General features: G+C 63.8%; 23 protein-coding genes. 15 read left to right on the top strand and 8 right to left on the bottom strand.

Annotated elements, in window-relative coordinates:
• The 3 genes from Q8O35_RS01470 to glpX all read left to right on the top strand — a co-directional run.
• A partial coding sequence (locus tag Q8O35_RS01470; RefSeq protein ID WP_305569791.1) for a transketolase C-terminal domain-containing protein occupies positions 1-972 on the top strand: 972 nt, incomplete at its 5' end.
• Positions 973-1,255: 283 nt separating this feature from the next.
• Entirely contained in the window at positions 1,256-1,816 is a 561-nt protein-coding gene (locus Q8O35_RS01465; RefSeq protein WP_305569798.1) for a DJ-1/PfpI family protein, read from the top strand.
• A gap of 178 nt (positions 1,817-1,994) precedes the next feature.
• On the top strand, positions 1,995-2,978 hold the full coding sequence (glpX, locus tag Q8O35_RS01460; protein WP_305569782.1) for a class II fructose-bisphosphatase: 984 nt from the start codon (positions 1,995-1,997) through the stop codon (positions 2,976-2,978).
• A 71-nt stretch (positions 2,979-3,049) separates the two neighbouring features.
• Here glpX and Q8O35_RS01455 read toward each other — a convergent pair whose 3' ends face one another.
• Positions 3,050-3,289, bottom strand: a complete 240-nt coding sequence (locus Q8O35_RS01455; protein WP_305569780.1) for a hypothetical protein — start codon at positions 3,287-3,289, stop codon at positions 3,050-3,052.
• Positions 3,290-3,421: 132 nt separating this feature from the next.
• Between Q8O35_RS01455 and Q8O35_RS01450 the strand changes: the two genes are divergently transcribed.
• From Q8O35_RS01450 to Q8O35_RS01440, 3 genes are all read left to right on the top strand, one after another.
• Positions 3,422-4,489: a glycosyltransferase family 9 protein gene (locus Q8O35_RS01450; RefSeq protein WP_305569778.1), complete on the top strand. Its 1,068-nt coding sequence runs from the start codon at positions 3,422-3,424 to the stop codon at positions 4,487-4,489.
• 80 nt (positions 4,490-4,569) lie between these two features.
• Positions 4,570-4,932, top strand: coding sequence for a hypothetical protein (locus tag Q8O35_RS01445; protein ID WP_305569776.1), 363 nt, complete (start codon positions 4,570-4,572; stop codon positions 4,930-4,932).
• A gap of 47 nt (positions 4,933-4,979) precedes the next feature.
• Positions 4,980-6,194, top strand: a complete 1,215-nt coding sequence (locus tag Q8O35_RS01440; protein ID WP_305569774.1) for an ABC transporter permease — start codon at positions 4,980-4,982, stop codon at positions 6,192-6,194.
• Between the two features lie 6 nt (positions 6,195-6,200).
• Here the strand turns inward: Q8O35_RS01440 and Q8O35_RS01435 are convergent, their stop codons facing one another.
• Together Q8O35_RS01435 and Q8O35_RS01430 are read right to left on the bottom strand one after the other, a co-directional pair.
• Positions 6,201-6,737 (bottom strand): CBS domain-containing protein, encoded by a 537-nt coding sequence (locus Q8O35_RS01435; RefSeq protein WP_305569764.1) that lies wholly within the window; start codon positions 6,735-6,737, stop codon positions 6,201-6,203.
• Between the two features lie 112 nt (positions 6,738-6,849).
• A complete protein-coding gene (locus tag Q8O35_RS01430; protein WP_305569739.1) occupies positions 6,850-8,043 on the bottom strand; it encodes an SEL1-like repeat protein in 1,194 nt (397 codons plus the stop codon).
• A 348-nt stretch (positions 8,044-8,391) separates the two neighbouring features.
• Between Q8O35_RS01430 and Q8O35_RS01425 the strand changes: the two genes are divergently transcribed.
• Positions 8,392-8,712 (top strand): hypothetical protein, encoded by a 321-nt coding sequence (locus Q8O35_RS01425; RefSeq protein WP_305569737.1) that lies wholly within the window; start codon positions 8,392-8,394, stop codon positions 8,710-8,712.
• Between the two features lie 69 nt (positions 8,713-8,781).
• Here Q8O35_RS01425 and Q8O35_RS01420 read toward each other — a convergent pair whose 3' ends face one another.
• Positions 8,782-9,153: an Hsp20/alpha crystallin family protein gene (locus tag Q8O35_RS01420; protein ID WP_305569735.1), complete on the bottom strand. Its 372-nt coding sequence runs from the start codon at positions 9,151-9,153 to the stop codon at positions 8,782-8,784.
• 19 nt (positions 9,154-9,172) lie between these two features.
• Positions 9,173-9,586, bottom strand: a complete 414-nt coding sequence (locus tag Q8O35_RS01415) for an Hsp20/alpha crystallin family protein (RefSeq protein WP_305569733.1) — start codon at positions 9,584-9,586, stop codon at positions 9,173-9,175.
• 531 nt (positions 9,587-10,117) lie between these two features.
• On the opposite strand from Q8O35_RS01415, the gene Q8O35_RS01410 reads away from it, so the two are divergent.
• Entirely contained in the window at positions 10,118-10,513 is a 396-nt protein-coding gene (locus tag Q8O35_RS01410; RefSeq protein WP_305569731.1) for a hypothetical protein, read from the top strand.
• Positions 10,510-11,637 (top strand): DUF362 domain-containing protein, encoded by a 1,128-nt coding sequence (locus Q8O35_RS01405; RefSeq protein ID WP_305569726.1) that lies wholly within the window; start codon positions 10,510-10,512, stop codon positions 11,635-11,637. The genes Q8O35_RS01410 and Q8O35_RS01405 overlap by 4 nt, the downstream gene beginning before the upstream one ends.
• Positions 11,638-11,742: 105 nt before the next feature.
• On the opposite strand, the gene Q8O35_RS01400 is transcribed toward Q8O35_RS01405, so the two are convergent.
• On the bottom strand, positions 11,743-12,558 hold the full coding sequence (locus Q8O35_RS01400) for an energy transducer TonB (RefSeq protein WP_305569717.1): 816 nt from the start codon (positions 12,556-12,558) through the stop codon (positions 11,743-11,745).
• Positions 12,559-12,871: 313 nt separating this feature from the next.
• Between Q8O35_RS01400 and Q8O35_RS01395 the strand changes: the two genes are divergently transcribed.
• Positions 12,872-14,128, top strand: a complete 1,257-nt coding sequence (locus Q8O35_RS01395) for a [FeFe] hydrogenase, group A (RefSeq protein WP_371133077.1) — start codon at positions 12,872-12,874, stop codon at positions 14,126-14,128.
• Between the two features lie 25 nt (positions 14,129-14,153).
• Positions 14,154-14,510 (top strand): iron hydrogenase small subunit, encoded by a 357-nt coding sequence (locus Q8O35_RS01390; RefSeq protein WP_305569715.1) that lies wholly within the window; start codon positions 14,154-14,156, stop codon positions 14,508-14,510.
• An 82-nt stretch (positions 14,511-14,592) separates the two neighbouring features.
• Here the strand turns inward: Q8O35_RS01390 and Q8O35_RS01385 are convergent, their stop codons facing one another.
• Complete coding sequence (locus Q8O35_RS01385) at positions 14,593-15,099, bottom strand: tetratricopeptide repeat protein (protein WP_305569713.1); 507 nt, start codon at positions 15,097-15,099, stop codon at positions 14,593-14,595.
• A gap of 219 nt (positions 15,100-15,318) precedes the next feature.
• Between Q8O35_RS01385 and Q8O35_RS01380 the strand changes: the two genes are divergently transcribed.
• Genes Q8O35_RS01380 through Q8O35_RS01365 form a run of 4 tightly spaced genes read left to right on the top strand, consistent with a single transcriptional unit; the run spans position 15,319 to position 18,961 of the window.
• Positions 15,319-15,570, top strand: coding sequence for a TM1266 family iron-only hydrogenase system putative regulator (locus tag Q8O35_RS01380; RefSeq protein ID WP_305569711.1), 252 nt, complete (start codon positions 15,319-15,321; stop codon positions 15,568-15,570).
• Between the two features lie 9 nt (positions 15,571-15,579).
• The gene (locus tag Q8O35_RS01375) at positions 15,580-17,616 is read left to right on the top strand and encodes a TonB-dependent siderophore receptor (RefSeq protein WP_305569704.1); all 2,037 of its coding nucleotides are present in this window, start codon (positions 15,580-15,582) and stop codon (positions 17,614-17,616) included.
• 19 nt (positions 17,617-17,635) lie between these two features.
• Positions 17,636-18,607 carry a deoxyhypusine synthase family protein gene (locus Q8O35_RS01370; protein ID WP_305569696.1) on the top strand — a complete coding sequence of 324 codons (972 nt, stop codon included), beginning with the start codon at positions 17,636-17,638 and terminating at the stop codon, positions 18,605-18,607.
• 60 nt (positions 18,608-18,667) lie between these two features.
• The gene (locus tag Q8O35_RS01365; protein ID WP_305569694.1) at positions 18,668-18,961 is read left to right on the top strand and encodes a hypothetical protein; all 294 of its coding nucleotides are present in this window, start codon (positions 18,668-18,670) and stop codon (positions 18,959-18,961) included.
• Between the two features lie 237 nt (positions 18,962-19,198).
• Here Q8O35_RS01365 and Q8O35_RS01360 read toward each other — a convergent pair whose 3' ends face one another.
• Complete coding sequence (locus Q8O35_RS01360) at positions 19,199-20,944, bottom strand: proline--tRNA ligase (protein ID WP_305569692.1); 1,746 nt, start codon at positions 20,942-20,944, stop codon at positions 19,199-19,201.
• Positions 20,945-21,342 lie beyond the last annotated feature (398 nt).

Here is a 21,342-nt window from a genome sequence, read left to right as displayed (position 1 = left end):
GAGCCCGGCAAGAAGATCGCCACCCGGCAGGCCTGGGGCGCATGCCTGAACGCCATGAAGGACTTCCTGCCCAACCTCGTGGGCGGCAGCGCGGACCTCGACCCCTCGAACCAGACCGCCAAGTTCCGCGACGCCGTGGGCATCTTCGCTGCCGACAACCCCCTGGGCCGCAACCGGTCCTTCGGCGTGCGCGAGTTCCCCATGGCCGCCATCCTGAACGGCCTGGCCCTGCACGGCGGGGTGATTCCCTTCGGTGCCACCTTCCTGACCTTCTCCGACTACTGCCGCAACGCCATCCGCATGTCGGCCCTGCAAAAGCTGCCCGTGCTCTACGTCTTCACCCACGACTCCTTCCACGTGGGCGAGGACGGCCCCACGCACCAGCCCATCGAGCATGTGGCGAGCCTGCGCCTCATCCCGGACCTCATCGACCTGCGCCCGGCCGACGCCACGGAGACCGCCCTGTGCCTGGAGCTGGCCCTGCGCCAGACCGCCAAGCCCTCGTGCATCTTCCTCACGCGCCAGGGCCTGCCGGTCATGGACCCCAAGGAGTTCCCCGCCGTGGCCGAAGGCGTGAAGCGCGGCGGCTATGTTCTGAAGGACTGCGAGGGCACCCCGGACGTGATCCTCATGGCCTCCGGCTCCGAGGTCTCCCTGATCCTGGACGCCGCCAAGCTCCTGGTCGAGGAAGCCCCGGGCCGCAAGATCCGCGTGGTCAGCATGCCCTCGGTGGCGCTCTTTGAGGCCCAGAGCGCGGAATACAAGGAGTCCGTGCTGCCCCACTCCACCCTCAAGCGCGTGGCCATCGAGGCCGGACGCCCCGAGGGCTGGTACCGCTACGTGGGCCTGGACGGTCTGGCCCTTGGCCTGGACCACTTCGGCGAAAGCGCCCCGGCCTCCAAGCTGGCGGAGAAATACGGCTTCACCGCGCCCACCGTGGCCCGCAAGGTTCGGGAGCGCTACTTCGGATAGGAGATAGGCGACCGCGCGGACGGCACGAGCTGGAGGCGCGGCCAGGCTGACCAAGGCCCCAACGTCAACCCCGTAGAGGAGATCCCCCATGGCGACTGCGAAAAAGCCCGCGAAGGCTGCGGCCAAGAAGGCTCCTGAGAAGAAGGCTGCGGCCAAGAAGACTGCGGCCCCCAAGGCTCCATCGAAAGCCCCGGCGAAACCGGCGGCCAAGCCGTTGGCCAAGAAGCCTGCGCCGAAGAGCGTGGTCAAGCTGGCGGGCAAGCCCGTCGGCAAGAAGATCCTCATGCTCGTGGGCGACTACGTTGAGGACTACGAGGTCATGGTGCCCTTCCAGGCCCTGGCCATGCTGGGCTACGCGGTGGACGCCGTTTGCCCGGACAAGAAGGCCGGAGACGCGGTGCGCACCAGCATCCACGACTTCGAGGGCGACCAGACCTACAGCGAAAAACGCGGGCACAACTTCAGCCTGAACAAGGACTTCGACAAGGTGGACACCAAGGACTACGTGGGTCTGGTGATTCCCGGCGGCCGCGCCCCGGAGTACATCCGCCTGAACAAGCGCGTGCTCCAGATCGTGCAGGAGTTCGACCGCGCGAAGAAGCCCATTGCGGCCATCTGCCACGGGCCGCTGGTCCTCGTCACCGCGGGCGTGTTGAAGGGCCGCACCTGCTCGGCCTACCCGGCCTGCGGACCGGACGTGGTCTGCGCGGGCGGCAAGTATGCCGACATACCGCTGGACAAGGCCCACGTGGACGGCAACCTGGTGACTGCCCCGGCCTGGCCAGCCCACCCGGACTGGATAGCCAAGTTCGCAGCGGTTCTGGGCGCCAAGATCAGCATCTAACGAAACGAAGGGAGCAGCTTGCAAAGCCGCTCCCTTTTTTTACGCCCACTGGTTTTCGGTTTCTGCCGCCATCCGTCGACGGTGAACCCTTGCCGACCAGCCTTGTGCCTGTTAACATTGGCTCACACTAAATTTGACGAAACAAATTACTTCGTCTCGACACACAAGGAGAGCACGGATGGAAGCTCCGCAAAGAAATCTGGCCCTGGATCTGGTGCGCGTCACCGAGGCCGCCGCGCTGGCCAGCGCCCGCTGGCTGGGCAAAGGCGACAAAAACGCCGGAGACGGCGCTGCGGTCCAGGCCATGCGCCTGTCGTTCAATTCGCTGGCCATCAGCGGCACGGTGATCATCGGCGAAGGCGAAAAAGACAACGCGCCCATGCTGCACAGCGGCGAGAAAGTCGGCGCAGGCGGCCCCCTGGCTGTCGATGTGGCTGTCGATCCCGTTGAGGGCACCAGCCTGCTGGCCTATGGCCGTCCCAACGCAATTTCCGTGGTGGGCGTGGCCCCTGCCGGCACCATGTACGATCCCGGCCCCAGCTACTACATGCAGAAGCTCGTGGTGCCCGCTGCGGCCAAGAACGTGGTCGACATCGAGGCCCCGGTGCCCACCAACCTCATGCGCATCGCCAAGGCCCTGGGCAAAGACGTGGACGACCTGGTGGTCTTCGTCCTCGACAAGCCCCGCCACAAGAAGCTCATCGCCGACATCCGCGAGGCCGGAGCGCGCATCCAGCTCCACACCGACGGCGACGTGGCCGGAGCCCTTATGGCCATCGACCCCAGAAACGAGGTGGACGTGATGATGGGCACCGGCGGCACGCCCGAAGGCGTCCTGGCGGCCTGCGCCATCCGCATCATGGGCGGCGAAATGTTCTGCAAGCTCGACCCGCAGAAGCAGGACGAAAAGAACCTGCTGGCCCAGGCCGGTGTCGATGTGCGCCGCGTGCTCACCGTGGGCGACCTGGTGAAGAGCGATGACGTGTTCTTCGCCGCCACAGGCATCAGCGGCGGCACCTTCCTGAAGGGCGTGCGCTACCTGGGCTACGGCGCGGAGACCAGCTCGCTGGTCATGCGCGGCAAAACCGGCACCATCCGCTACATCGAGGCCATCCACTCCTGGGACAGCCTCATGAAGTTCAGCGCGGTCAAGTACGACTAGAAACGGAAAAAGGCCGGGAGGGCGAACCTTCCCGGCCTTTCTGCCTTTCTGGCGGCGCCTTCCGGCCCGGCCTACATGTCCGGATTGGACAATTTCGCCGAGATGATGGCTGCGTCCTCCGGCCTGGCCTGCACTTCCAGACTCTTGGACTCGCCGTGACAGGCGAACCCGCTGGCGGCCATATGGACATAGCCGGCGGACAAAACCTTGGTGTAGGGAATCTGCTCGCGCATTTCGGCAAAGTCGATTCGCTTGGGGAAAATAATGGGCACTGGCGCGCCGGAAAAATCCTCGAACATGATGTACTTCATGACTCCCTCCAGGGCAGTGGCTTTCGCCTCTCGCCACTGTGTACCGCAGCGCGCCCGCAAGGGCAAGACGCTGCCGCCCCTTTTGCCCCAGGCGGGGCAGCCCGCGCAGGCTGCCCAAGCAAGGCGGACCCCATGAACCGGATAGACCTCTCCACCCGCGATTTCCGCAAGATCGGCCTGTGGCAGACAGCCTTTCTGGGCGACGCAGTGCTGACACTGCCCTTCATCCAGGCGCTGAAGGCCCGCTACCCCGGGGCCGAGATTCACTATTTCGTGCGCGCGGGGCTGGAAGGCCTGTTCAGCGCCCAGCGCGAACTGACAAGCGTGCGCGGCTTCGCCAAGCGCGGCAATCAGAAAAGTCTTTTCGCCGCACGCGCCCTGGGCCATGATCTTTCCCTGGAGGGCTTCGATCTCTGGATCTCGCCCCACGCCAGCCTGCGCAGCGCCTTCATGGCCCGCAGCGTGGGCGCGCCCGTGCGCATCGGCTACCACCAGCCCTGGTACAACTGGCTGGCTTACACGCACCTGGTGGACCGCAGCTTCAGCAGGCTGGAGGAGATCGAGCGCATCTTCCAGCTTGGCGGGCCGCTGGGCATCTTCGCCGACAAGGCGACCCCAGCGCCACTGCCGCGCCTGGACCTGACCGACGAGGCCAAGACCCGCGCCGCGGAGATCTTCGACGGACTACCCGTGGGCCCCAAGCTCGGCATCCATCCCGGCTCCACCTGGCCCACCAAGTGCTGGCCCAAAGAGCACTTCGCCGAAATCGCGCGCAGGGCGCTGGACGCCGGCGCCGTGGTGCTGCTTTTCGCCGGGCCGGGCGAGGAAGCCCTGGCCGCGCACATCGCCAATGCCGCAGGCGACGCAAGCGGCCGCCTGATAAATCTCGCCAACATGCTCACCATCCCGGCGCTGGCCGCCTGCCTGGGGCGGCTCGACGCCTGCCTGACCAATGACTCCGGCCCCATGCACCTGACCTGGGCCCAGGGCGTGCCCCTGGCCGCCTGCTTCGGCCCCACAGTGCGCAGCCTTGGTTTTTTCCCGCGCGGTCAACACTCTCGCGTGCTCGAAACCGCCCTGGACTGCCGCCCCTGCGGCCTGCACGGGCACAAGGCATGCCCCTTGGGCCATCACAACTGCATGAAGGACATCAGCCCCGACCGGGTATGGGACGTGCTTCGGCCCATGCTTGGAGTGTGATATACGGCAATAGCCGGGTTCGCAGCAGGCCCCGTCTGCCATCGACCAAGCGCCCGCCCGCCGGGCAAGGAGGCGCCGCAATGCAGACCAGCACCTTTGTTGAAACGGAGTTCGTGCTCCTCCTCTTATTCTCCTTCATCCTCCCTGGAGCCATTTACTGTTACCTCTCCCGTAAGGAATCCATCTCCCGCCTCACCGTCCTGTTCTTCGCCATGCTCCTCGTGATCATTGCCGGCCTCGACGTCGCCCTGCTTTCACGACTGCGGGAGATGGCCCAGGTATCGGTCTCGACCTTTGACGACCGCCTCTTCATCGGCGAGCTGCGCATCGCCTTGTATCTGCTTCCCGTGGTGTTCGCGGGCACCGGGGTCAACCTGATATCCCACGTGCTGATCCACCACCTGACCCAGGCCGAGCACAAGTTCGACCGCAGGCGTCCCTAACTTTCCCCACCCTTGCCGACCGCCCGCAGCCGCGTTACAACCCGTTCATGCTGCTCGACCTCAAGATAGCCCTGGCCTCGCTCTCCGCCCACAAGTTGCGCGCGGTGCTGGCCATGCTGGGCGTCTTTCTGGGCGCGCTGTCGTTTAACGGAGTGCAGCACGTGGCCGAGGCCATGTACAAAAACGCTGAGGCCGAGGCGGAGAAGCTGGGGCCTGGCCTGTTCGCCGCCCTCGCTGGGCAGGTGCGCTTCACGCGGGAAGGCGGCGCGCGCAACCAGGGCTTTCAGCGCACCTTCACCGTGCAGGACGCCCGCGCCCTGGAGGCCGGGGTGCCGGGAGTTTTGGGCCTTGCCCCGTTTTTGTCCAGCACCATGCCAATCCGCGCAGGCGCAATGACTGTGAATACGCAGATGGTGGGCACCTGGCCGGAGTACGTGCAGATTCGCAGCTTCCAGGCCGAGCACGGGCGTTTCCTCACGGGTGCCGACGTAGAGGACATGGAGCGCGTGGTGGTGCTGGGCAAAAAGATCGCGGAGCGTCTTTTCGGCACGCCGGAAGCGGCTCTGGGCCGCGAGGTGCAGGTGTTTCGAGCGCGGTTCGTGGTGGTGGGCGTCATGGAGGCCAAGGGACGCGACCTGACGGGCACGGACCAGGATGAGCAGACCTTTCTGCCGCTGACGACCTTCATGCGCCGGGCGGCAAACCAAACCTGGATAACGGGGGCGTATTTGCGCTTGGCTGAGGGCTCGGACCTGGAGCAGGTGAAGGCGGCGGCAGCGGCGATCCTGCGGCAGCGGCATCACCTGGAAGGCAAGAAGGACGACTTCAGCCTACTGACCCCATCAGACGCCATGCAGCTGCGGCGCGAGGCCCTGGACCTGGTGCAGACGCTGGGCGCCATCACTTCTGTCATATCCTTCGCCGTGGGTGCCATGGGCATCCTGTCCATCATGGTGCTCATGGTGCAGGCCAGACGCACGGAAATCGGCATCCGCCGTGCCGTGGGCGGCAGCCGGGGGCACATCACGCGTCAGTTTCTGCTGGAGGCCGGCATCATGGCCGGTGTGGGCGGGGCCTGCGGGGTCGCGGCCAGCCTGATCCTGGTGGAGCTGGTGTGCATGCTCGCCGGCTTCCCCTACGTGTTCGAGCCGGTGTTCACCCTGTCCACCCTTGCGGGCTCGGTGCTGCTGGGACTGGCCGCCGGGGCGTACCCAGCCCGGCAGGCCGCAGCCATAGAGATCCTGGACGTGCTTTCAGCGTAGGCCGACCTACCCCACGAAGAACTCGCTGCCCGCGCTCTCAAACAGGCGCTTGCAGTCCTTCTTCAAATTGTGCAGGTCGGGATCGCGCAGCATGCTGTCCAGCAGCTTCACCAGCACCCGGCGGGTGACCTCGCCCACCAGAACGCCGTCCGCGTCCACCACGGGCAGGGCAGTGATCTTGCGCTCGCGCAGGAGCAGGCGTGCGTCCAGAAACAGTCCGCCCGGAGCCACTGTTGGCAGGTCGCGGCGCATGAGGCTTGAAACGGGCTGGTCCTTCCTGTCCTTCAATGTGCGGCTGATGCGCCGGATGGCCTCGTCATCGGACACGGTGCCGCTCTCGTGGCTATCCACCACCTCAGGCTCCAGGAACAACCCCAGAATCTCCATCATGGTGACCACGCCAAGCAGCACCCCGCGCTCGTCCACCACATAGGTGTAGCGCGAGCGGCTGCCAGGATTGGCATACCATTCGATGAGCCGTGAAATCGGTTCGTCTGGACCGACCCGCGTGGGGTCGTGCCGCATGATCTGCTCTATGCGCATGGCTGGTCCCTCCGGCAAGCAACAGGGGAACGACACAGACCGCATTGTGCGACCAATGCCACGCCGCCGTCAAGGCCAAGGGCTCTTGTTGCGCAGCAGCGCTCCCCAGCCTCTACCGTCCGGGAGACTTGGGCCGGAAGGCGGCCACGCGGGCGTCCAGGCTGTCGCGGTCCACACGGGAAAGCCCCTTGCCCACGGCATCACGGTGCTTCTGGGCCTCGGGCAGGCCATGCTGCGCAGCCAGGGAAAGCCAGTAATAGGCCTGGGACGGATTCTTCGCCAGAGCCTGGCCCTCCTGGTACAAAAGGCCAAGGTTGTACTGGGCCTTGGGGTCGCCCAGCTCCGAGGCGCGGACGAGCAGCGCCTCGGCCTCGGCCGGATTCTTGTCCGCGCCCTTGCCCTCAAGCAACAACAGCGCAAGATTGCACATGGCTCCTGTGTGGTTGCGGGTGGCGGCCTCGCGGTACCAGCGCAGCGCGGCGGGGGCGTTGGCGGGAACGCCCTGACCCTCCTGGCAGTGCAGGGCATAGGAATACTGCGCCCTGGCGTGTCCGGCCTTGGCCGCACGCTCCAGCCAGTGGGCGGCTTTGGCCTTATCCTTGGGCACGCCGAGACCCTGGGCGTACATCTGCGCCAACAGGTACTGCGCGCGCGGATGATCGGCTTCGGCGGCCTTCTGCATCCAATGGGCGGCCTTGGCCTCGTCGCGCTCCATGCCCTGCCCGCGCGAATACGCCAGGGCAAGGTTGTACATGGCCTTCACGTGGCCCTTCTTGGCCGCGGACTCGTAATAATGCGCAGCCTGGCCCAGGTTCATGGGCACGCCGTTGCCAGAGCTGATGAGCTCGGCCAGATTGTACATGGCGGCCACGTTGCCCTGAGCGGCTGCTTTCTCATACAATTCTGCGGCCTGGGTAGCGTTTTGAGCCACGCCCTTGCCCTGGTCGTAAGCCAGGGCCAGATTGAACTGGGCGTCGGCCAACCCCTTGTCCGCAGCCAGCGTCCACCAGCGCACAGCCTCGGCCAGAGCCTTGGGCGCTCCGTCTCCGGTGGCCAAATGGATGGCTACCTTGTTCTGCGCGTGGATGTCGCCCGCCTGGGCCTTGGCGAGCAACTCGCGAACCTTGGGGACCATTGGCGTAGCATCGGGCTCCAGCACCGAGGGCTGAGCCGGGGAGGTCTTGTTGGCGTTCGCGGTGTGCGGCGGCAAAACCAGCGCGCACAGGGTAAGGGCCACCGCGAGGGCTGGCCGCAGGGGCACGAAGCGGAAAAGAGGGGGGGAGAGAAAGGGTGCCTGTTGCGTCACGGACTTGAAAACCTCCTAAAAACATGGCGGCCCCGCCAATGCCGACGGTTCCTACTGCACATTAGGCCGAGAGGGGCGAGTTGTCCACTCCTGCGGCACGCCGCCCTGAGTCTTTCGCACACTGTCGTGCATCTGCCGAACAGACTAACGGCACTGCAACACATGTAATATTTTATGCATTTGCAAAACTTTTAAACGTAGAAAGGGTGCCTTCAAAAAGCAAACAGGCAAACCTATAGGTACCAATACGAAAAACACCTGGACACGCACAAGTGCGTCACATAGATATTCGCAAAACGATGCAGATGGGAGCACATAAACAACCCTCTGCAATCCAGGAGGACCAGAATGCAATGTCTCTTTTTGTTCAGGGATTCCGCTGGCCGCCTGCCAACGGCCCAGGACTTGCGGAAGTGCGGGTTCAAGGTGTCCGAGGCGGCACTGCCTACAGCAGGCCTCTGGGATATGACATTACTTGCAGCGCCCCCCCCTGCGGAACCAGAGCTGCAGATCGTGGCCAACGGACTGGCGACGGCGGCGGAGCCGAAATCGCACTATGGGGACCAGTCAGGCTTTCATCGCCACGACGACACCAAAGCCGGCAGCGAGGACGCTCCGCTGCCTGCCAAGGCCGAAGCTGGGTCCGCCCAGACATCGCCAGGCGCATGACGCGTCGAAAAAAAGCTCCCCCGGTCCAGCAGGGGCCAGGGGAGCAACGCTTTACATTTCAGGCGATAATCAAACGGTCTGGATGGGGATTCGGCGCGGCGAAGCCTTCTCCATCCTGGGCAGGTGGATCATGAGCACCCCGTCCTTCAGGCTGGCCTTGATGTTCTCGCGGTCCACCAGGTCCGAGAGGCTCACAGATCGGACGTATTCTCCGGGCCCGAACTGCACCTCCAGAAAGGTCTCCTTTTCCGAAGCGCCCTGCAAGGCTCGCCCGGTCACCACCAGTTCGTTTTCGTTGATGTCGAGTTTGAGATCCTCGCGCCGCACTCCGGGGATATCCATGTACACATAGAATCCATCCTCGCGCTCCAGAATATCCGTGGCCGGACTCACGCGGGGCAGAGGCTTGGCTTCATTCTTTGCTGCGGATGCTTCAACCATGGCGTTCCTCCTTGCGGCCTTACGACACTTCGATGTTGATCTTGCGGGGCAGGCACTCCGAGCATTTGGGCAGAGTGACGGTAAGCACGCCGTCCACCAGTGTAGCCCGCACGGCGTCTCGGTCCACCGGCACGTTCAGGGCCACAACGCGCTGAAAGAACCCCGCCGGGCGCTCCTGGCGGTAGTACTTTCCCTGTTCCGTGGGCCGCTCGCCCTTGATGACCAGATTTTTGTCCGTGAGGGTCAGCTCCACCGAGTCGAGGGAAAGGCCAGGCAGCTCCGAGCGCACGTAGTAGGCGGATGCATCCTCGCTGACGTTCAGCGGCGGATAGGCCAACCTGCGCCCCTCTGCGAACTGCGGTTTGAAGAAGTCCTCGAACAGCCGCTCGAAGCGGCCCGGGAAGGCATACAGGCTATTGAAGTCGAGCACCATAACGCTACCTCCTTGCGGATGTTGTGAGCGAAAAATAGGTACGCAGACGACACAGTCAAGGCCGTTTCCCACAGATCCTGGCGAGCCAAAAAGGTGGCGAAACAGATTCTCAGCGGACTCGGTGCAGCATTGCTGCAAGAGATGAAATGTGTGGAGGCATTGAAGAGATGTGCAAAGGGGTGCGCCGCTTTCCGGTTCTTCCGGGTGACCCCGGTCCACTTTTGTCCGGGCCTATCGGGTCACTTTTGCGGCGCACTGCGCTTTTTGTTGGCGAGGGGCGGCTCAATCCGCCATTCTGTGTGCGAATGCTGTGGAATTATTCGAGTACACCCTCCGTTGCCGTTGCCTCCTGGGCCCCGCCTCCAGACCTTCCGGAGCGGCCTCTGACTTCTATAATATACATCGCCCCTGCAATGTAAAGACCCTGGGCGGCTGTATCGCCAAAGACCCTGAACTACGCAGATTCCCCTTGCCAGCTGAAGCTTGGCTGGGCAAACTACCGTTCATGTTTTCAGGAGGCCCGCTTCCCCCATGCGCACCGCCAGCATCGCCCTCACAACCCTCGCCCTTGCGGCCGCCCTTCTGCCCGCGCACGCCCAGGCAGGCCAGCCCGGTCAGAACAGCCGCCCGAGCCAGTCCGCCCAGGCGGACTGCCAGCAGTTCATGGAGCTGTACCGCGCCTGCCACCGCCTTGGCCTCCAGGCGGGAAGCGCCCTCACCTGCGAAGAGTCCGCCGGGGACTTCGTTATGCGCGCCGCCGCTCGCACAGGCAAACCTTCCCAGGCCGCCCGCGCCCTGGCCGAGCTCGTGTGCTCCACCGGCTGCGAAGACGCCGCCACTAGCCAGCCCCTCGCCACGGCACAGGAATTCTCAGAGGCGTTCTGCGACTCCATTCCCATCACAAAACCCCAGGGAGGCCGCCCATGACCAGCCCCGTATACTTCTGGAATCTCCGCGCCAGCATCAAAGCGCCCTATGCAGAGCGCATCCGCCGCCTGCTGGACCGCACGCACTTCGCCGAAAGCATCGACGGCGGCGAACTGACCGCCGTTAAAATCCATTTCGGCGAGCGCGGAGTCACCAGCCACGTCCAGCCGCTGATGCTCAAGCCCATTTTGGATTTCCTGAACAAGGCGGGCGCGCGGCCCTTCCTCACCGACGCCAGCACCCTTTACGTGGGCCAGCGCGGCGAGGCTGTGTCTCACGCCATGCAGGCCGCCATGCACGGCTTCGACCCCCTGCTCCTGGGCGCGCCGGTGATCATTGCCGACGGGCTGAAGGGCGCCAGCCAGCAAGTCCTGCCTGTGGCTGGCGGCAAGCACTATACCGAAGCCTTCATCGCGGCTGACATCGCCAGCGCCGACCTCTTCGTCTCCGTGAACCACGCCAAGGGCCACGAGTTGGCCGGGTTTGGCGGCGCGCTGAAGAACATCGGCATGGGCAGCGCCAGCAAGCAGGGCAAGATGCAGCAGCACGTCACCACCGGGCCCATGCTCATGCTCGATAACTGCAAGGGCTGCGGAGCCTGCGCAGGCATGTGCGCCTCACAGGCGCTGGCCCTGGCGGACGGGCTTGAAGGCAAAGGACAAAAGATTCAGCTCGACACCAGTCGGTGCATAGGCTGCGGCGCCTGCTTCCTGGCCTGCAAGCACGAGGGCCTGGTCATCAACTGGAAGACCGACGTGGCCGCCTTCCTGGAACGCATGATGGAGTATGCGGCAGCAGTGCTTCAGCCCCGCGCCAAGCCCTGCCTGCACATCAATTTCGTCACCAACATCACCCCGGACTGCGACTGCATGGGCTTCTCGGACGCCTGCATCTGCCCGGACGTGGGCATTCTGGCCTCGCTCGATCCCGTGGCCATAGACCAGGCCAGCATTGACCTCATCAACCAGGCCGAGCCCCTGTGGCCCAGCCACCTGCCCAAAGGGCTCAAGGCCGGCGACGACAAGCTCCGCGCCCTGCGCCCGCACCTGCCGGAACATCTTGGCCTGGATTACGCCGAGGCGCTCGGCCTGGGCACCCGGCGCTACGAGTTGATCGCGCTGTAGATCGCGCGGCGAGCGCCAAAAGCTAAACGCCTAAAAAGAAGCTCCTGGGGATAAATCCCCGGGAGCTTCGTCTTTCAGCATCATTCATCACCCAACACTCGTCCATCATCGTTCGTCCAACGCAAACCGCACAGGCAGGGTCATCCACATGCCCACCACTGCGCCGTGCGCAACGGCTGGAGAAAAACGCCACTTTCGCACGGCCTCCAGCGCCGCGTCCTCAAAGACCCCGGGCGGATCTGCGCGAACCACCGTCACCTCGCGCACGGCCCCTTCCTGGTCCACAAAGAGTCTGAGCAGCACCTGTCCGCCCTGGCCCGCGCGCCGTGCGGCCATGGGGTAGCGAGGCTTCACCGGGCGCACAGGGACGGGCATCCGGTCCACTGCCACACCGCCCTGTCCGGTTCCAACGCCAGCAGATGCTCCCATGCCGGAGCCTTGGCCTCCCCCTGAACCGCTGTCGGAGCCTTGGCCTCCTGCCGCTACGCCCTGCATTGCAGATGTCCTCGCCAAGGGCTCCGCCGCTGCGCCATGCGTCAGCGCGGACGCAACAGACTGTGGCGAAGGCAGGGGCGGCGCAGCGTCTGCCTTGGCGGCTGGGGCTGGCGCAGAGGGCTTTCCTGGCGTCACCTGGGTAGCCGCGCCGCCACCGCCTCTGGCGCCGGGAATCTCCACGAACTCCACGTTGATATGCGGCGGGGACGAGGGCGCGGAGGGCATGCCTGCAGCCAGCATCCCTCCCAAGAGGGCTGTGTGCGCGGCAATGGACAGCCACAGGGCCAGGTTGCGAACGCGCAAGGTTTTGCTGGTGCCCGGAAAGCGAACGCGCGAACGTGCACGGCGAAAGCACCCGCCGTCCGGCAGGGCTCCGAATCCGGGGCGCAACCCCCTTGTGTCGTTCACGATGCATTCGCCGCCCACGGCAATCTCCTTGCGGTGCACAGGCTCTCAAGCCCGGTAAATGGCCGCATAGCCGCAGGCACCCAAAACATATTGAAAGGGCTCTGCGGTGCTCTCGAATCACCGCCCCTCCAGGCGCCCCGCTCCCCGCTCCCGGCCTCGCAGGCTTTGCCGCAACCGGCCAAGCTTCTCACAGATCCTTAACCCGGCTTGACATAGCATCAATTTCAAGTCTATCGCTTTTTTATGCCATTTTTCAGAATTACGTAGCACAGCTGCGTGTGTACGCAACTGGGTAGAGTGCGGATGTATCCATTAAATCTGGAGGTATGCGATGCGTGAAATGGAAAAGGTGATGATGAAGGGGAGCGCCCCGAAGGACGTTGACCCGAGCAAATACCCGTTCGTCCAGGTGGACCCGGCCAAGTGCGAGTCCTGCGGCGTCTGCGACGATGTGTGCAAAACCGGTGCGATCCAAGCGCAGGGCAAGGACGAGAAGCGCACTGTGCTCGATCCCGCCGCCTGCGTGAACTGCGGCCAGTGCCTGATGAACTGCCCCTTCGGCGCCATCTACGAAGAAGTTACCTTCGTGGACGAGGTTTTCGCGGCCCTCAAGGACCCGAAAACCGTTTGCGTGTCCATGCCTGCCCCGGCCGTGCGCTACGCGCTGGGCGAAGCCTTCGGCCTGCCTGCGGGCACCCACGTTGGTGGCAAGATGCACGCGGCCCTGCGCAAGCTCGGCTTCAAGCTCATCTGGGACAACGAATTCGCTGCCGACCTGACCATCATGGAAGAGGGCACCGAACTTCTGAAACGCGTGAAGAAGCCCAGCAAAGAGGCCCCGCTTCCCCAGTTCACGTCCTGCTGCCCGGGCTGGGTCAAGTTCGTGGAAGCCTTCTACCCCGAGCTCATCCCCAACCTGTCCACCGCCAAATCGCCCATCGGCATGCTTGGCACGCTGGCCAAAACCTACGGCGCTCAGCAGACCAAAACCGACCCGGCCAAAATGTTCACCGTGTCCATCATGCCCTGCATCGCCAAGAAGTTTGAGGGCCTGCGCCCGGAACTGGCGGCCAGCGGCTACCGCGACACCGACGTGACCATCACCACCCGCGAGCTGGCCTACATGATCAAGAAGGCTGGCATCGACTTCAAGAACCTGAAGGACGAAAGCCCTGATCCGCTCTTGGGCGAGGCCACCGGCGCCGCGACTATCTTCGGCACCAGCGGCGGCGTCATGGAAGCGGCCCTGCGTCTGGCCTACGAGGTTCTCTCTGGCGAGAAGCTCAACGATGTGGACCTGAAGGGTGTGCGCGCGCACGAGGGCATCAAGACCGCCAGCGTGGATGTGCCCAAGTTCGGCAAGGTCAACGTCGCCGTGGCAAGCGGCCTGGATCACGCCAAGCAGATCTGCGACGAAGTGAAGGCCGGCAAGAGCAAGCACCACTTCATCGAGATTATGACCTGCCCTGGCGGCTGCGTGAACGGTGGCGGACAAATTATGAATCCCTCCGTGCGCGTTGCCGATTCCGGCTGCAGAAAGGTTTTCGCCGAAATCAACAAGCGCTTGGCCATGAAGGCCCAGGCCTAGCTTTAGTCAACAGGGAGAACAAAACATGAGCAACAATCTGGATTGCACCCGCAGGCAGTTTCTGAAGTTGGCCGGCACCGCCGCCGCCGTGGCCACCGTGGCCGTGGCCGCACCATCCTTTGTCTCCGAAGCCCAGGCCGCCGAGCTGGACCTGGTGAGCAAACGCCAGACCGGCGTGTACGCCGCCGACGCCAACCCCAAACTCTACAAGCTGCGCAAGTCCCAGGAAAACCCCATGGTGCAGAAACTCTACGCCAAAGATGGTTTCCTGAATGACGGCCCCGCAGGCCACAAAGCCCACAAGCTGCTGCACACGCACTTCGTGGACCGCAGCGCCAGCGTCAAGGCCCTCAAGGCCAAGGGCATCAAGCTGAAGGCCTAAGTCCTCAAAGCCCCTACGGGGCATGTCTCCCGCAACCTGGGGAGAGGGCCTGGCCCGAATCCGAGGGTTGCTTAAAAACAAATCAACGCAAGCGTTTGAGCGCGTCGTCCAGCTCCGTCTTCACCTCCTGCATGGAGTACGTAAGGATGGGCGGACGCGGCTTTTCGCTTTGCAGGTAAGACTGGAATGCCAGAAAATGGTGCAAAGCCTTGGCGCGCAGAGCAGGGTCGCCCCCGTTGTCCAGCATGCGCAGGAGCGCTTGGCCCAGATTGAAGTGCGCCAGAGGATAGCCGTCAATGGCGAGGGCCTTTTCATACTCGGCCACGGCAAGGGCGTCGTTGCCCTGGCGGGCCGCAATGACGCCCAAATCGCTGTGAGCCTCGGCAGCCTCAGGCGTGCCGGGGTAGTTGGCAATGAGCTTGTCGTAATTGGCCTTGGCAAATCCCAGGTTGCCTATGCGCAGAAAGCGCTCGCCATTGTGCAGCAAAACCGGCGCGGGCTCCGCGGCCATGGCTGCGCAAGGGGACGCGACCATCGGCGCAACGGCGATGCAGGCGGCAAAAAGCAAAAAACGAAATTGAAGCGGCATGAACCCTCCAGGATTATCCTTGATAGATATCCCTAGCGTGTCACGAATTTTGCCGATTATCAACAGAGATTCTTATCAGCCAAATTTAAGACAGCCATTACAGATGAATCGAAATACGCATTTACTAAATCCCTGCTGGCATGGAAAAATTGAATTGCATATCATCACGGCCAGTGCTATTTATTTTAAATTAGTGGCACGATAAGCAAGGAGCCTCAAGTGAAACCAACGCAGTCCCGTATCGGTTTGGTGGGCGTGGCCTTCGGCGATGCCCGCGAAGCCCTGGGAAGCATCGAAACCGTTCTCTCCGCGTTTCCGAATCTGGTGGTGGCGCGCATGAACCTGCCGCAATGCACGGCCGACACCGGCCTGCTCACTCTGGTGGTCAACGCCACCACCGACGAAATAGGCGCGCTGGCCGGTCAGCTCGGCATGCTCAAGAGCGTGCGCGTCAAATCCCTGGTCCTGTAGGAGTCTACCATGGGTCATCCTCTCCGGCCTGCTTCCCTGTTGGCCCGTTGTTTTTGCGGCGCCGCTCTGGTGTTTTTCTCTTCTGGCGCAGCCCTTGGCGCAGACGCGAACAAGCCAAGCGCCTTGGATGAGGTGCTGGTGACTGCGCGCGGCATTGCCGCCCCGGCCTCCAAAACCCCTGGCGGAGTTGGCGTGGTGATGTCCGCAGACATCCGCGAGACAGGCCCCGCCTCCATCGCCGAGGCCATGGCGCGCATTCCCGGCGTGAGCAAGAGCGGAGACTCGCCCTGGAGCTCGGACGTGAACATCCGCGGCCTGGGCCGCGACTCCGTGGTGGTGCTCGTCGACGGCGTGCGCATGAACATGACCACGGACATAAATGGCCGCCTTGGAGTGGTGAACCAGAACGACATCGAGCGCATCGAGGTGCTCAAAGGGCCGGTGAGCGCGCTCTACGGCTCCGGCTCCACCGGCGGCGTGGTCAACATCATCACGAAGAAAGGGAAATTCACCCCACGGCAGGAGCTGCACGGCGAGGCGGACACCACGTACTCCACCAACCCGCAGGGGCCGAATCTTTACGGCAACCTGTCGTATTCCGACGAGCGCTACTGGCTCCTCGGCTCCGGCGGCTGGCGCGAGGGCGCGAGCTCCTTCGACGGGCGGGGTGAGAAGATGCGCAACACCCAGTTCGAGGATTGGCAGGGCAAGCTGGCCGGAGCCTTTAAATGGTCGGACGAACACACGACCCAAGTGCAGTATCAGCACATGAACGGCAGCCAGATTGGCGTTCCCGGCGGCAACTCCGGCGGCCTGCCCGGCAACGCCGACCTGACACTGCGCGAGAACAACCGCCGATTCGTGCAGTTGGCGCACAGCTTCACGCCCAAGAACTCCGTGCTCAAGGAGTCCTCCTTAGACCTGTCCTGGCAGTACATCACCCGCTATCCGCGCCTGGACAACTACACCTCCGGCACGGTGGCCTGGCAGCAGCCTTCCGGCACGCACGAAACCGTGACGGGCAAGTGGAAGAACGTGCTGAACCTGGGCGACCATACCCTGGTGGCCGGGGCCGAGGCCTCCAACTGGGACATGCGCTCCCGCGCGCAGGTCATGAGCACCGCCGGAGTGGTCACCAACGCCATGCCCGTGCCGGACGCCAGCCAGTTTGTCTCCAGCGCCTTTGCCGAAGACGACTGGAGGCTGGCCCCAAACTGGACGCTGAACCTGGGCGGCCGCGTGGACGCCGTGCACATCACCAACGGCGGCGGCACGCCTGTCTCAAAGTCCGGCGGAGAAAAAAACGACAACAACTGGGGCGGCCACGCCGGCCTCACCTGGGACTTCAGCGACCCCTGGTCGGCCACGGTCCTCGCGGCGACCAGCTACCGCACGCCGAACATTCTTGAGCTGTACAAGCGCATCAACCTCACAGGCGGCATGATCGAAAAAGGGAATCCGGACCTGAAGCCCGAGGAGTCTCGCTTCTTCGAAGTCGGCCTGCACCGCGTAGGCGAGAGCCTGCGCCTGCATGCCTCTGCCTATGCCAACTTCCTGAACAACTATATCAGCCGCGAGCTGACGGCTGTCAAAACCTACACCATGAACAACATCGGCACGGCGGAGATCTACGGGCTGGAGCAGTCTGTGGAGTGGGACTTCGCCAAGGGCTGGATGGCCTACGCCAACGCGGCCTACACCCAGGGCCGCGACGAAACCCGCGGCACATGGCTCGGGTTCATCGCCCCGCTCTCCGGCCTCGCGGGCGTGCGGCAGACCATCGGCCCCTGGTGGTGGGCGGCGGAGACGCAGGCCGCGGCTGAGCAGAACAATGTGACGCCCACTGGCAAGCGCAGCAAGTCCTGGGTCGTGCTCAATGCGCGCACCGGCTACAACCTTGAAGCAGACGGCCTGAAGCACGAGTTCACCCTTGGCGTGAACAACCTCACCAACGCCTCGTACACGAACTACATGGCCACCTCGCGCGGGCTTGAATACCGCGAGCCCGGCATGAATGCGTACGCAAACTGGCACGTTAGCTTCTAGCGGGAGAGGGAGAATACTAATGGGATGCATTTCCGACTTCATGGAGTTGAACTTCCGCCACTTCAACGCCCGCGAGACCCTGGACGCGGCCAAGGCCTGGCGCGCGCTGCTTAACCGCGGCGGAGCCATGTTCCTGACAATGGCCGGAGCCATGAGCACAGCCGAAATCGGCGTCTCCCTGGCCAGAATGATCCGCCAGGACAAGGTTGCGGCCATCTGCTGCACTGCGGCCAATCTGGAGGAGGACCTGTTCAACCTGTTCAACCATGACGAATACCGCATGGTGCCGAACTATCGCGACCTCTCCCCCGCTGACGAAAAAGCCCTGTATGACGAAGGGCTGAACCGCGTCACCGACACCTGCATCCCCGAAGGCGTGTTCCGCCAGGTGCAGGCGCGCATGAGCGCCCTCTGGCTCGAAGCTGCGGAGTCCGGCCAGCCGCGGTTCCCCTGGGAGTTCATCTACGCCCTGCTGGACCAGCCCGGCGTGGAGGAGCTGTTCCGCATCCCGCGCGAGGACTCCTGGGTGCTGGCGGCCAAGGAGAAAGGCCTGCCCATCTATACTCCGGGCTGGGAGGACTGCACCCTCGGCAACATCTTCGTGTCCGAGGTGATGCGCGGCAAGCTGCCGCACCACGGGGCCATCCGCCGGGGAACCGAGCAGTTGGAGCATCTGGCCGGCTGGTACATGCAAAAGGCCGCAGAAAAGACTCCGGTGGGCTTCTTCCAGATTGGCGGCGGCATCGCAGGCGACTTCCCCATCTGCGTGGTGCCCATGCTCATTCAGGACATGGAGCGCGACGACACGCCATTCTGGGCCTACTTCGCGCAAATCAGCGACAGCACCACCAGCTATGGCTCTTACTCCGGAGCGGTGCCCAACGAAAAGATCACCTGGGGCAAGCTCGATGCGAACACGCCGCGGTTCATGATCAATTCCGACGCGTCCATCGTGGCCCCGCTGGTCTTTTCCTACGTGCTGGGCGAATAGCAGCCGGGCGCGCCTGCGCTGCGCCTGCCGCTAGTGCTCGTGCTGGTGCGGTTCCTTATCATGCCCGCCATGCTCATGATCGTGCGGACCGTGCATGCCGGTGTGATCATGGACATGCCCGGCCTCGTCCGCTCCGTGCTCGTGCGGATGCTTGTGCTCGTGCGTGTGCACGTGCGAATGGGTGTGCGCGTGCGGATGCGAATGCACGCCAATGCCCGGATGCTCGTGCGGATGCTCATGCTCGTGGGTGTGTTCGTGCGCGTGATCGTGGGAATGCTCATGGTCGCCCTTCATGGCCTGCCTCCCTTGTTCGATGGAAGTTCTGGCGGATTATCTGCCCATACCTATAAGTAACCCCGCGCAGGGCCTTCGCCCAGCCCGCACGATTAATTCTTTTGTGTTCGCAAGTGCTGCGCCCGCACTGATGACGTCGCACGAAAGCAGCACCTTCAACATGCCCTGCCCGCCTTAAAGCAAAAGGACTCTTCCAGCGGGTGCTGAAAGAGTCCTTTCACTTCAGGGGGGTGTCCAGAGAGTATGAGACTCTCTGCCGTAGCGCCGGGGCAAAGCCCCCTGGCCATGCCCGCCTTGCTACTCTACGCCCAGGCCCCAGCCCTGGCGCACGGTGCGCCGCCAGGAGGCGAACTCGCCGGCGAAATCCGCCAGCTTCAGCTCGCGCTTCTCTCCGGTGCGGCGGTCCTTGGCCTCGATGATGCCGTTCTTGAGCCCCTTGCCGCCAAGCACGAGCTGCATGGGCATGCCCATGAGATCCGCGTCCTTGAACTTGCTGCCCGGGCGCTCATCGCGGTCGTCGTAAAGCACCTCGACGCCCATGCCGGTAAGCTCGGCATAGAGCTTGTCCGCGGCTTCGGCAACTTCAGGGTCCTTACCCGCCAGGGACAAGAGGGCCACCTCGTAGGGCGCGATGGACGGCGGGAACTTGATGCCGTCGGCGTCGTGGTTCTGCTCTATGGCCGAGGCCACGATGCGCGACACGCCGATGCCGTAGCAGCCCATGACCATGATCTGCTCCTTGCCGTTCTCGTCCAGGAAGCTGGCGTTCATGGCCTGGGAGTACTTGAGGCCCAGCTTGAACACGTGGCCCACCTCGATGCCCTTGCGAAGCTTCACTTCGCCGCCGCAACGCGGGCAGCGGTCAGCCTCGGTGATGTTGCGCAGGTCGGCGTAGGCGTCGAGCTTCACATCGCGGCGCAGGTCCACGTTCTTCAGGTGCGTGTCGGCCTTGTTGGCGCCAGTGAACCAGCCGCATTCGAAATCAAGCTCGCGGTCGGCGATGATCTTGATGTTCGCGGCCTTGAGGCCAACCGGCCCGGCAAAGCCCACGGGCGCTCCGGTCCAGGCCACCACCTGCTCGGGCGAGGCCAACTTCACATCGGTGGCGTGCAGATGGTTCTTGAGCTTGATCTCGTTCAGCTCGCGGTCGCCGCGCACCATGGCCGCCACAGGCGCGCCGTCCACGTCGAACAGCAGGGTCTTGATGAGCGTGTCGGCCTCGATGCCCAGAAAATCGCACAGCTCGTCCACCGTGTGCTTGGCCGGGGTGGGAATCTCGCTGAAGGCCGGGCAGTCGTGGCCGCAGTCGCACTTGTCCACAGGCACCACGACCTCGGCCTTTTCCAGGTTGGCGGCGTACTCGCAGGCCTGGCAGGTGGCGATGGTGTCTTCGCCGGTGTCGGCCAGGACCATGAACTCATGGCTGAAGTTGCCGCCGATGGAGCCCGTGTCGGCCTCCACAGGGCGGAACTCCAGGCCCAGGCGGCGGAAGATGGCGCAGTAGGCGTCGTACATGGCGCGGTAGCTCGCGTCGGCCCCGGCCTCGTCGCGGTCAAAGGAATAGGCGTCCTTCATGACGAACTCGCGGCCACGCATGAGGCCGAAGCGCGGGCGGATCTCGTCGCGGAACTTGGTCTGGATCTGGTACAGGTTCAGCGGCAGTTGGCGATACGAGCGCACCTCGCCGCGCACCAGGTCGGTGACCACTTCCTCGTGCGTGGGTCCGAGGCAGTAGTCGCGGTCGGCGCGGTCCTTGAAGCGCAAAAGCTCCTTGCCGTAGAACTCCCAGCGGCCCGTCTCGGCCCAGAGGTCGCCCGGCTGCACCATGGGCATGAGGATTTCCTGCGCGCCTGCGCGGTTCATCTCCTGGCGCACGATGTCCGCCACCTTGTTGAGGGTCTTCAGGCCCAGGGGCAGGTAGGTGTAGATGCCGCGGGTGAGCTGGCGCACGAAACCGCCGCGCAAAAGCAGGCGGTGGCTGACCACCTCGGCCTCGGCAGGCACTTCCTTCAAGGTCGGGACATAAGCTTTGGACAGGCGCATTCGGTTCTCCATCGTTTCAAGGTAAATATTTCTGGTGAGGCTCTGCCTCCCCAGGCCCCCTCCGCCAGGGGGTATGCACCCCCTGGACCCGCAAAGGGGCAAGGGGACGAGCGCGCTTTTGTGCGCCACACCTCACCCTTTCAGACAAAAGCTGTCAACAGGGAATTTCCGTCTTTTTCCCGACCAAGAACATGCCCATTTAATCACAGGCGAAATCATGGGGTTATCCTTGCGCAATTTGCGCCGGGCAGCGTGCCGGGTGCGGGCGGGCTGGAATGCGGGGCTCCGCCCCTGCACCCCGGTCAAGAGAATTATTGTAACACCCAGAGTCAATCGTCCTGATTGCTCGCCTCAAAGAGTCCAAGGGTCCGCTGCGTTCCCAGAAAGTTGCATGGGCG

Origin of the sequence: Humidesulfovibrio sp. (assembly GCF_030689645.1) — a bacterium.
Lineage (GTDB): Bacteria > Desulfobacterota > Desulfovibrionia > Desulfovibrionales > Desulfovibrionaceae > Humidesulfovibrio.
The sequence above is the reverse complement of the archived record's forward strand: the minus strand, read 5'-3'. Positions and strand labels throughout refer to the sequence as shown.

What these genes read in the sequence shown, in the direction of transcription:
- Q8O35_RS01465 (WP_305569798.1), top strand. Translation starts at nt 1,256, where the DNA reads ATGCTCGTGGGCGACTACGTTGAGGACTACGAGGTCATGGTGCCCTTC.
- glpX (WP_305569782.1), top strand. Translation starts at nt 1,995, where the DNA reads ATGGAAGCTCCGCAAAGAAATCTGGCCCTGGATCTGGTGCGCGTCACC.
- Q8O35_RS01455 (WP_305569780.1), bottom strand. Translation starts at nt 3,289, where the DNA reads ATGAAGTACATCATGTTCGAGGATTTTTCCGGCGCGCCAGTGCCCATT.
- Q8O35_RS01450 (WP_305569778.1), top strand. Translation starts at nt 3,422, where the DNA reads ATGAACCGGATAGACCTCTCCACCCGCGATTTCCGCAAGATCGGCCTG.
- Q8O35_RS01445 (WP_305569776.1), top strand. Translation starts at nt 4,570, where the DNA reads ATGCAGACCAGCACCTTTGTTGAAACGGAGTTCGTGCTCCTCCTCTTA.
- Q8O35_RS01440 (WP_305569774.1), top strand. Translation starts at nt 4,980, where the DNA reads ATGCTGCTCGACCTCAAGATAGCCCTGGCCTCGCTCTCCGCCCACAAG.
- Q8O35_RS01435 (WP_305569764.1), bottom strand. Translation starts at nt 6,737, where the DNA reads ATGCGCATAGAGCAGATCATGCGGCACGACCCCACGCGGGTCGGTCCA.
- Q8O35_RS01425 (WP_305569737.1), top strand. Translation starts at nt 8,392, where the DNA reads ATGCAATGTCTCTTTTTGTTCAGGGATTCCGCTGGCCGCCTGCCAACG.
- Q8O35_RS01420 (WP_305569735.1), bottom strand. Translation starts at nt 9,153, where the DNA reads ATGGTTGAAGCATCCGCAGCAAAGAATGAAGCCAAGCCTCTGCCCCGC.
- Q8O35_RS01415 (WP_305569733.1), bottom strand. Translation starts at nt 9,586, where the DNA reads ATGGTGCTCGACTTCAATAGCCTGTATGCCTTCCCGGGCCGCTTCGAG.
- Q8O35_RS01410 (WP_305569731.1), top strand. Translation starts at nt 10,118, where the DNA reads ATGCGCACCGCCAGCATCGCCCTCACAACCCTCGCCCTTGCGGCCGCC.
- Q8O35_RS01405 (WP_305569726.1), top strand. Translation starts at nt 10,510, where the DNA reads ATGACCAGCCCCGTATACTTCTGGAATCTCCGCGCCAGCATCAAAGCG.
- Q8O35_RS01395 (WP_371133077.1), top strand. Translation starts at nt 12,872, where the DNA reads ATGCGTGAAATGGAAAAGGTGATGATGAAGGGGAGCGCCCCGAAGGAC.
- Q8O35_RS01390 (WP_305569715.1), top strand. Translation starts at nt 14,154, where the DNA reads ATGAGCAACAATCTGGATTGCACCCGCAGGCAGTTTCTGAAGTTGGCC.
- Q8O35_RS01385 (WP_305569713.1), bottom strand. Translation starts at nt 15,099, where the DNA reads ATGCCGCTTCAATTTCGTTTTTTGCTTTTTGCCGCCTGCATCGCCGTT.
- Q8O35_RS01375 (WP_305569704.1), top strand. Translation starts at nt 15,580, where the DNA reads ATGGGTCATCCTCTCCGGCCTGCTTCCCTGTTGGCCCGTTGTTTTTGC.
- Q8O35_RS01370 (WP_305569696.1), top strand. Translation starts at nt 17,636, where the DNA reads ATGGGATGCATTTCCGACTTCATGGAGTTGAACTTCCGCCACTTCAAC.
- Q8O35_RS01365 (WP_305569694.1), top strand. Translation starts at nt 18,668, where the DNA reads ATGCCCGCCATGCTCATGATCGTGCGGACCGTGCATGCCGGTGTGATC.
- Q8O35_RS01360 (WP_305569692.1), bottom strand. Translation starts at nt 20,944, where the DNA reads ATGCGCCTGTCCAAAGCTTATGTCCCGACCTTGAAGGAAGTGCCTGCC.